Consider the following 8,913-nt stretch of genomic DNA (forward strand, 5'->3'; position numbering starts at 1 on the left):
CCTGCCGGTATCAGTTCACGGCGGCCAGCTTGCCGTTGCGCCGCGGCTTGCCATCGGCCGCGCCATCGCGCGTGGCAAAGCGGGCCATCCACGCTTCCACCACCGGCGCGATGCTCTTGCGCCAGCGCGAGCCGTTGAAGATGCCGTAGTGGCCCACTTCGGGCGCCATGAAGTACTGCTTCATGGCCTCGGGCAGATTGGGCGTGACCTTGAGCGCGGCGCGGGTCTGGCCGATGCCGGAAATGTCGTCCTTCTCGCCCTCGATGCACAGGATCGCGGTATCGGTGATCGCGCCCAGGTCGACCGGCTGGCCGCGATGGATGAATTCGCCTTGGGGCAGGGCATGGCGCTGGAACACCACGTCCACCGTCTGGAGATAGAATTCGGCCGGAAGGTCGCAGACAGAGCGATATTCGTCGTAGAACCGCTTGGTGGCGTCCGCGCTTTCTTCCGCGCCCTGCACCATGTGCTGGAACAGCTTGTAATGGCTCATCATGTGGCTGCCCAGGTTCATCGACATGAAGCTGGTGAGCTGGACAAAGCCGGGATAGACCTGCCGCCCGGCGCCCGGATAGTTTTCCGGCACCGTGGTGATCACGTTGTGCTTGAACCACACATAGGGCTTGGTCACGGCGTGGTCGTTGACCGCTGTCGGGCTTTCGCGGGTATCGATCGGCCCCCCCATCATCGTCAGGGTCAGCGGGCGGCACGGGTGCTTCTGCGCGGCCAGCACGGCCGTGGCGGCAAAGGCCGGCACCGAAGGCTGGCACACCGCCATCATGTGTGCGCCGGGGCCGATGTGCTCGAGAAAGCCGATCAGATAGTCGATGTAGTCATCGAGGTCGAAATGCCCTTCGGCCAGCGGCACATACTTCGCGTCGGCCCAGTCGGTGATATAGACTTCCGCCCGCTCCAGCAGGCGCTCCACGGTGCCGCGCAGCAGCGTGGCATAGTGGCCGCTCATCGGCGCCACCAGCAGCAGGCGCGGCGCGTCGGCACCCAGGCCATCGTGGGTAAAGCGCTTGAGGTCACCGAACGGGCGGTGGACCACGGTGGTTTCGTGCACCGCATGGGTCTGCCCGTCGACCTGCACGGTGCGGATGCCGAAGGCCGGCTTGCCGCGTGGCGCCGTGGCATGGGCAAACACATCCAGCGCCGAGGCGAGAGTCTGATTGGGGCCATAAGTGGCGAACGGCAGGCGGGGATCGTTGAGCACGTCGGCCATCATCGAGGCCCAGGCGCTGCTCGCATTCATCAGCGAGCGCTGGATTTCATAAGCCTTGTACAGCACGTCGGTCTTGCCTTTCTGTCCGCAGGACGCGGGCCACACACGCCGGCATGGCGTGGCGCACCGCGGCATCCCGCGCTGTTTACCAAGATAGTGCCTGCGAATCGCGCTGGCTGCAATGCAGCATGATGGACAGGGCGCGCGGTAATCGATCCACAAGACATCGCTGGCGGACATGGGAACCTGGCGCCCGGCGCGCAAGGCCCCTTCCGGCGCGGCGCGCCTTGGGCTAGGTCCGCGCCATGGATGAGGTTTCCCAGGATCGGCCCGCGCCGGACATGCCCACCCCTGCTCCCGTCACCGGCTCAAGCCCTGCCGATGGCGCGCTGGGGCAAACACCGGTTGGCTCGCCGCCCGCCCGCCGCCTTGGCCCGCTGCGGATGATCTGGCGCGAGGCGCTCAAGTATCCCGGCCAACTCGCCGCCGCGCTGGTCGCGCTGGTAACCACCTCCACCGCCACGATCGCCATTCCCGCCCGCTTCAAGGGCATAGTCGACCAGGCCTTTGGCCCCCACGCCCAGCCCGGCGTGATCGACGATGCGTTCCACGTGCTGCTGCTGATCGTGGTGGTGCTGGGCTTTGCCACGGCGATCCGTTTCTATTACGTCTCGTGGCTGGGCGAGCGGGTCGTGGCCGATATCCGCAGCAAGGTGCAGTCCAACCTGCTGCGCCTGCCCCCGGCGTTCTTCGAGACCAACAGCCCCAAGGAAATCTCCTCGCGCATGACGTCGGACACGGCGATCATCGAGCAGGTGGTGGGCACCACCGTCTCGATCGCCCTGCGCAACACCATCACCGCGCTGGGCGGGCTGATTTACCTGTTCTTCCTGGCGCCGAAACTCACCGCCGGGCTGGTGATCGGCATTCCCGTGGTGATCTTCCCGATCGCCTGGTTCGGCAGCCGCCTGCGCAAGGTCTCGCGCTCCAGCCAGGATCGCGTGGCCGATATCGGCGCGATGACCGCCGAAGTGCTCGGCGCGATCCGCATCGTGCAGTCGTTCGGCCAGGAAGGGCGCGAGCGCGCGCGGTTCTCGGGCGCGGTGGAGCGCACGTTCGACACCGCGCGCCGCCGCATCATGATCCGCGCGGTGATGACCGCCGTGGTGATCTTCCTGGTCATGGGCGGGATCACCGCGCTGATGTGGCAGGGGGCGCTGGGCGTGGCCAATGGCTCGCTCACCGGAGGCACGATTGCAGCATTCGTGCTGACCGGCGGGATCGTCGCCGGCTCGTGCGGGGCGCTCACCGAAGTCTATGGCGATCTGCTGCGCGGCGCTGGCGCGGCCGGGCGCCTCAACGAACTGCTGCTCGAACAGCCCGACATCGCCCCGCCCGCGCGGCCGATCGCCCTGCCGAGCCCGCCACGCGGCGCGCTGGCGTTCCAGAACGTGGCCTTCCGCTATCCCAGCCGACCCGAGGTTTCCGCGCTGGCCGACTTTTCGCTGACGGTCGAACCGGGCGAAACGGTCGCCATCGTCGGCCCCTCGGGCGCGGGCAAGTCCACCCTGTTCCTGCTCGCGCAGCGGTTCTACGATCCGCAGGGCGGGGTGGTGCGCATCGACGGCGTGCCCCTGCCCCAGGCCGATCCGGCCGAAATCCGCGCACGCATGGCCCTGGTCCCGCAGGAAGCCGTGCTGTTTGCCGCCAGCGCGCGCGACAACCTGCGCTACGGCGCATGGGATGCCACCGACGAGCAGATCTGGGCCGCCGCCCGCGCTGCCAATGCCGAAGAATTCCTGCGCGCCCTGCCCGAGGGACTCGATACATTCCTCGGCGAAAGCGGCGCGCGCCTGTCGGGCGGCCAGCGCCAGCGCGTGGCGATTGCCCGCGCCCTGCTGCGCGATGCGCCGATCCTGCTGCTCGATGAAGCCACCAGCGCGCTTGACGCGGAAAGCGAACGGCTGGTGCAGGATGCGCTCGACCACTTGATGGAAGGCCGCACCACCCTGGTCATCGCCCACCGCCTCGCCACCGTGCGCGCGGCCGATCGCATCGTGGTGATGGACGGCGGCCGCATCGTGGAGCAAGGCAACCACGCCAGCCTGATCGCGCACGACGGCCTTTATGCGCGGCTCGCCCGCATGCAGTTCGAGGGGGCCTAGAAAGCTCTAGGGCCAAGGTTACCAATTTGCCATGCGCGTTTTTCATCGAACCGCTTGAAAGGCGTGCTGCACTGCGGCAAGTCGGGTGCCCATGGACAGCCACACCATCACCGCCGTCATTCTCGGCATCGTCGAGGGCCTCACCGAGTTCCTTCCCGTCTCCTCCACCGGGCACCTGATCCTGGCCACCGAGCTCCTTGGCTTCAACGCCAAGGAATGGGAAGTGTTCAACGTGGTGATCCAGTTGCCCGCGATCCTGGCCGTGGTCGTGCTCTATTGGCGCACTTTCGTCGATGTGGCCCATGGCGCGCTGCGGGGAGACCGCGATTCGCTGCATTTCGTGCGCAATGTCCTGGTGGCGTTCATCCCCTCGGCGATCCTGGGCGTGCTGCTCAAGAAGAAGATCGACGCGCTGATGGAAACCCCGTCGGTGGTCGCCGCCGCGCTGGTCGTGGGCGGCGTGTTGATCCTGGTGATCGAGCGGCTGGCCCGCCAGGGCGAGTATGAGCCGGTCAGCAAGCTCCCTCTGCCCAAGGCGCTGGCGGTCGGCGTGATGCAGTGCCTCGCGATGATCCCGGGCATGTCGCGCTCGGCCTCGACCATCATGGGCGCGCTGACCATGGGCATCAACCGCAAGACGGCCGCCGAATTCAGCTTCTTCCTGGCCGTGCCGACGATGTTCGGCGCCACGGCCAAGCAGCTTTGGGACAACCGCCACGAGCTGGCCAGCGGCACCGCCAGCGTCGGCTGGGGCGATATCGCCGTGGGCGGCGTGGTCTCGTTCCTCGTCTCGCTGGTGGTGATCAAGTTCTTCGTCACCTACATCGGCCGCCACGGTTTCACGCCGTTCGCCTGGTATCGCATCGTGATCGGCGCGGGCGCACTGGTGTGGCTGCTGGGCGTTTAAGAGACTGTTTTGAAATCCGGCTTTGCCGGATTTGCGGCACCGGCCCACTCCCCCACCCGACCTCCCAACGATAGTACCCTATGGGAGGTCGGGTGGGGGAGTGGGCCGGTGCCGCAACGAAAATGCGCATTGGCGCATTTTCAAAACGGACTCTAAGCCCGGCATCACGCATAGCTTCCGGAGCATTGTTACCCCGCCGCCCGGCCCCTGCCGGATCGGCGGGGTTTTTGCGTGTGCAAGAGGGCCAAGAAACGATCCGTCGCAAATGCGGAACCAATCCCCCCTGTGGCGAATTATCCCGGGCAGACAGCCACTCGTGGCACCATCAAAGGGGTTTACCGTCATGGGCCTTATCGTTCTTCTCATCGTCGGCGGCATTCTCGGCTGGCTGGCGAGCATCGTCATGCGCACCGATGGCCAGCAGGGCATCTTCCTCAACATCGTGGTCGGCATCGTCGGCGCGCTGCTCGGCGGCTTCCTGCTCACCCCGTTCATCGGCGGTGGCAGCATCACCAACGGCATTTCGGCCGGCAGCCTGATCGTCTCGTTCCTCGGCGCGCTGATCCTGCTCGCCATCGTGAACCTGGTGCGCCGCGGCTCGGTGCGCTGAGCACCGCTTTCGGCCATCACACCGCCTATCCAAACAGGGAGAGCCAGTTATGAAGTCCATCGCCAAGAACGCCTTGCTGCTGCCGATCCTCGCGCTCGGCCTCGGTCTTGCTGCGTGCCAGAGCAAGCAGGAAGAAGCCGCCGACAAGACCGCCGATGCTGTCGCGGCATCGTCTGACGCCGTCGCCGACTCGATCGATTCGCAAGCTGCCGATGCCACCGGCGCTGCGGCCGACAAGATGAACAGCAAGGCCGATGCCGTCCGCGCCGAAGGAAAGGACGAAGCAAAGGCGATCAAGGAAAACGCTGAAAAGGCCGAAAAGGCCCACTGAGCTCTTCCACGGATCAGGTTTTCGGGGCGTGAAGCGCAAGCTTCGCGCCCCGTTTCATATCGTGAAGGCTTGACTTTCCAAACTGCCTCCCGCATGGGCGGCCACCTGTCAGGGCGGCGCGCGCCGCCCGTTTTATTTGAGCAAGCGGCGCGCAGACGCCTAGAAGGAATTCAGGACAAGCCCATGGCAAAGCCCACTACCGTCAAGATCCGTCTGGTTTCGACCGCAGACACCGGCTTCTTCTACGTCACCAAGAAGAACCCGCGCAACACCACCGAAAAGATGTCGTTCCGCAAGTACGACCCGGTGGTGCGCAAGCACGTGGAATTCAAGGAAGCCAAGATCAAGTGATCTGAAGGCATTCCTGCCGGAAACGCGCAAGGCCGGGGCTTGTCCCCGGCCTTGCGTGTTTCAGGGCCGGCGGCGATCTCGCCCCCACGCTTCTCCCCAGGCATTGCCATTCATCGCGCAACCGGCGATTCGGAACCGAAAGGTTCACGGGCAGTTCAAAGCGACTGCCTCAAGGAGTGGCGATGAACAGCTTGACCAAGATCCTCCGTGCCGGCCGGCTTGCCAGCCTCGCCGCCGCGCTCGTCGTTTCCCCGGCCGTTCCCTCGGCCCTGGCCGCACCTGGCCCTGCACCCGCAGCCGCCCCCTCAGCGGACGTGGAGCGGGCCGTGGCTGCCCTGCGCGCCATCTCGTCGATGCGCGCCGATTTCGTGCAGACCGACCGCAATGGCCAGCGCCTGACCGGCACGCTCACGCTGCAACGCCCGGGCAAGATCCGCTTCCAGTATCAGCCGGGCGTGCCGCTGCTGATCGTGTCGGACGGCGCGGCGCTGACCGTGATCGACTATGAAGTGCGGCAGGTGTCGCGCTGGCCGATCCGCAACAGCCCGCTCGGCGCCCTGCTCAATCCCGACAAGGACGTGGCCCGTTATGCCCGGCTGCTGCCCACGACCAACCCGGACGTGCTCAGCCTGGAAATCAAGGATCCGCGCCATCCCGAATACGGCACCCTCACCCTGATCATGGTGCGCAAGCCCGGCGCGCCGGGCGGTCTCCAGCTCGATAGCTGGGTGGCGCTCGATTCGCAGAACCAGCGCACCACGATTCGCCTGTCCAACCAGCAATATGGCGTGCCGGTGCCGGCCAACATGTTCCGCTACAACGATCCGCGCCCGCAAATCCGCCACTGAGGGGCATCGGTCGCAGACGGGGAACGGTTCATCATCGTTACCAGACCCTGTGCGACACTTTGCGAACAACCAGAGTTTGCCGTTCATCGGCCAGCAAGCGGACCGGGCCTAGGACGGTTTCAGACGAGACGGACAAGACGGGTTTCCCCCCTGTTGCCCGGTCTGACTTCATCCTCTCGTCAACCGCGTGACGAACGCACATGGAACCCTCGGACCATTGCCCCCGGTCCGAGGGTTTTCTGTTTTTGCGGCGTTGCGGGGCGCCCGGGCGGCTGCGAACGGCACCCGCCTGCGCTTCCGGTGCTCACGACCAAAAAAGGTCGCTGCGCGCCGGTTCTCGGCGGGCACCATTCTCGCTCGCCCGCAAAGGCAGCAAGGAGGCAAAAATCGCACACGGCCAAAGCGCTCAGTGCAGCCCCTTCGGGCGCGTCTGGTGATCGGCCTTGCCGGGGTGGGCGGGGCCTCGTAAAGCGCTGGCATGGTTTCGATCGCCACCTGGAATATCAATTCCGTCCGCTTGCGCGCCGATCAGGTCGTGCGTTTTCTGGAAGCGGAACAGCCCGATGTGCTGTGCCTGCAAGAGATCAAGGTGGCCGAGCACCTGTTCCCGCACGAGGTGTTTGAGAGCCTGGGCTATACCCACCGCGCGATTCATGGGCAGAAGGGCTATCACGGCGTTGCGACGGTCAGCCGTCTGCCTTTCCGCGAATTCAGCCGGCACGACTGGCAGGACAATGGCGAAGCGCGCCATGTCGGCGTGGAACTGCTCGGGGCGGGCCAGGGGCTGATCCTGGAAAACGTCTACATCCCGGCGGGCGGCGACATTGCCGATCGCGAGCTCAATCCCAAGTTCGGGCAAAAGCTCGATTTCCTGGAACGCATGACGCGCTGGGCCGACAAGATCGAGCGTCCCACCCTGATCGTCGGCGATTTCAACATCGCCCCGCTGCCCGAGGATGTCTACGACCACAAGGCGCTGCTCAAGGTGGTCAGCCATACGCCGGTGGAAGTGGAAACGCTCCAGCGCTTTGCCGATGCCCATGGCTGGGTCGATCTGGGCCGCAAGCATATCCCGGCGCCCGAACGCAACTATTCCTGGTGGTCCTACCGCTCCTATTGGCGGCAGAAGGACCAGGGCCGCCGGCTCGACCACATGTGGGCCTCGCCAGACCTGGCACCGCAATCGACCAGCCACCGCTTCGTGGAAGAGACCCGCCGCTGGGACCAGCCGTCGGACCATGTGCCCCTGATCACCGAGTTCGCCCTTTGAGCCGATCGGGCGAGCCGACCCGCCGCGTGGCCCGCGCGCTCGACGCGCTGCGCCACGGCTGGGCGATTCGCGTGACTGACGCCGACGGCGCGTTCGATCTCCTGCCGGCCGAGACCGGCTATGCCCAGCCCGGCCTCTTTGCCGCGCAGATGCTGATTTCCGCCGCCCGCGCCGCCACGCTCAAGCTCGCCAACCAGCGCGAAGCCGCCGTGCCCCATGCGCCCGTGCTGATTCACGCTGGCGAACCGTTCACACTGGCGATGGCGCGCAATCTGGCCGATCCGGCGCTCGATCTCGCCAGCCCGCTGCGCGGGCCGTTTCGTGCCAGCGCGATCCCGGCCCCGGCCGCCGCACAAGCCGCGATGGAGCTGGCCCGCCTCGCCGGCATTCTCCCCGCGTTCCTGGTGGCGAGCGGCGTGGACGTAGCGCAGACCGTGGCGGCGGACGATCTGGTGGAATTCAAGGATCCGCTCAACCTGACCATCCAGGCCCGCGCCCGCCTGCCGGTGGACGCCTGCGAAGAGGCCGAAATCATCGCCTTTCGCGCCCGCGACGATCTGCGCGAGCACGTCGCGCTGGTCGTGGGCCAGCAGGACAATGCCGTGCCGCCACTGGTGCGCCTGCACAGCGAATGCCTGACCGGCGACATCCTCGGCAGCCTCAAATGCGATTGCGGCCCACAGTTGCAGGCAGCCCTGGCGCGCATGGCCGCCGAAACCCGCCACGGCGGCTGGGGCGTGCTGCTCTACTTGCGCCAGGAAGGGCGCGGCATCGGCCTGATCAACAAGCTGCGCGCCTATCAGTTGCAGGACCAGGGGTTTGACACGGTCGATGCCAACGAACGCCTGGGCCTGCCCTCCGAAGCGCGCGACTTCCCGGTGGCCGCGCGCATGCTCGACCTGATCGGCGCCGCCCGCATCCGGCTGATGACCAACAACCCGGCCAAGGTCGCCGCGCTCGAAGCGCTGGGCGTGACTGTGCTGGAACGAGTCGCGCATCAATTGCCAGCCAATCCGCACAACGCCCGCTATCTCGAAACCAAGCGCGACCGGACGGGGCATCTGCTGAAGTAGCGTCAGGGTCCACACCACCCCCAACCCCCTCCTCTGAAGAGGAGGGGGCTTTGTCGTGCTACTCCCCCTCCTCTTCAGAGCAGGGCTATCGCATATGACGGAGTACGGAGAGCAGGAATGCGTCGTTCCAGGC

The 8,913-nt window shown here is 66.1% G+C and carries 9 protein-coding genes; 8 read left to right on the forward strand and 1 reads right to left on the reverse strand.

Annotation, left to right across the window (positions count from 1 at the left end):
* Window positions 1-10: 10 nt before the first annotated feature.
* Window positions 11-1,291 carry a polyhydroxyalkanoate depolymerase gene (locus IE191_RS08795; protein WP_191323984.1) on the reverse strand — a complete coding sequence of 427 codons (1,281 nt, stop codon included), beginning with the start codon at window positions 1,289-1,291 and terminating at the stop codon, window positions 11-13.
* A gap of 275 nt (window positions 1,292-1,566) precedes the next feature.
* On the opposite strand from IE191_RS08795, the gene IE191_RS08800 reads away from it, so the two are divergent.
* The 8 genes from IE191_RS08800 (at window position 1,567) to ribA (ending at window position 8,780) form a co-directional block, all read left to right on the forward strand.
* Entirely contained in the window at window positions 1,567-3,390 is a 1,824-nt protein-coding gene (locus IE191_RS08800) for an ABC transporter transmembrane domain-containing protein (RefSeq protein WP_191324021.1), read from the forward strand.
* 91 nt (window positions 3,391-3,481) lie between these two features.
* A complete protein-coding gene (locus tag IE191_RS08805; protein ID WP_191323985.1) occupies window positions 3,482-4,297 on the forward strand; it encodes an undecaprenyl-diphosphate phosphatase in 816 nt (271 codons plus the stop codon).
* 343 nt (window positions 4,298-4,640) lie between these two features.
* Complete coding sequence (locus IE191_RS08810; RefSeq protein WP_191323986.1) at window positions 4,641-4,907, forward strand: GlsB/YeaQ/YmgE family stress response membrane protein; 267 nt, start codon at window positions 4,641-4,643, stop codon at window positions 4,905-4,907.
* A 49-nt stretch (window positions 4,908-4,956) separates the two neighbouring features.
* Window positions 4,957-5,238 (forward strand): hypothetical protein, encoded by a 282-nt coding sequence (locus IE191_RS08815; protein WP_191323987.1) that lies wholly within the window; start codon window positions 4,957-4,959, stop codon window positions 5,236-5,238.
* Between the two features lie 183 nt (window positions 5,239-5,421).
* Complete coding sequence (gene rpmG / locus IE191_RS08820) at window positions 5,422-5,589, forward strand: 50S ribosomal protein L33 (protein ID WP_054132393.1); 168 nt, start codon at window positions 5,422-5,424, stop codon at window positions 5,587-5,589.
* A gap of 182 nt (window positions 5,590-5,771) precedes the next feature.
* Complete coding sequence (locus tag IE191_RS08825; protein ID WP_191323988.1) at window positions 5,772-6,437, forward strand: LolA family protein; 666 nt, start codon at window positions 5,772-5,774, stop codon at window positions 6,435-6,437.
* Window positions 6,438-6,915: 478 nt separating this feature from the next.
* Window positions 6,916-7,707 (forward strand): exodeoxyribonuclease III, encoded by a 792-nt coding sequence (locus IE191_RS08830; protein WP_191323989.1) that lies wholly within the window; start codon window positions 6,916-6,918, stop codon window positions 7,705-7,707.
* Entirely contained in the window at window positions 7,704-8,780 is a 1,077-nt protein-coding gene (gene ribA, locus IE191_RS08835; protein ID WP_229815202.1) for a GTP cyclohydrolase II, read from the forward strand. Before IE191_RS08830 ends, ribA begins: the two co-directional genes overlap by 4 nt.
* Window positions 8,781-8,913: the final 133 nt, after the last annotated feature.

This window comes from Novosphingobium pokkalii (genome assembly GCF_014652855.1).
Lineage (GTDB): Bacteria > Pseudomonadota > Alphaproteobacteria > Sphingomonadales > Sphingomonadaceae > Novosphingobium > Novosphingobium pokkalii.

What these genes read in the sequence shown, in the direction of transcription:
- IE191_RS08800 (WP_191324021.1), top strand. Translation starts at nt 1,567, where the DNA reads ATGCCCACCCCTGCTCCCGTCACCGGCTCAAGCCCTGCCGATGGCGCG.
- IE191_RS08805 (WP_191323985.1), top strand. Translation starts at nt 3,482, where the DNA reads ATGGACAGCCACACCATCACCGCCGTCATTCTCGGCATCGTCGAGGGC.
- IE191_RS08810 (WP_191323986.1), top strand. Translation starts at nt 4,641, where the DNA reads ATGGGCCTTATCGTTCTTCTCATCGTCGGCGGCATTCTCGGCTGGCTG.
- IE191_RS08815 (WP_191323987.1), top strand. Translation starts at nt 4,957, where the DNA reads ATGAAGTCCATCGCCAAGAACGCCTTGCTGCTGCCGATCCTCGCGCTC.
- rpmG (WP_054132393.1), top strand. Translation starts at nt 5,422, where the DNA reads ATGGCAAAGCCCACTACCGTCAAGATCCGTCTGGTTTCGACCGCAGAC.
- IE191_RS08825 (WP_191323988.1), top strand. Translation starts at nt 5,772, where the DNA reads ATGAACAGCTTGACCAAGATCCTCCGTGCCGGCCGGCTTGCCAGCCTC.
- IE191_RS08830 (WP_191323989.1), top strand. Translation starts at nt 6,916, where the DNA reads ATGGTTTCGATCGCCACCTGGAATATCAATTCCGTCCGCTTGCGCGCC.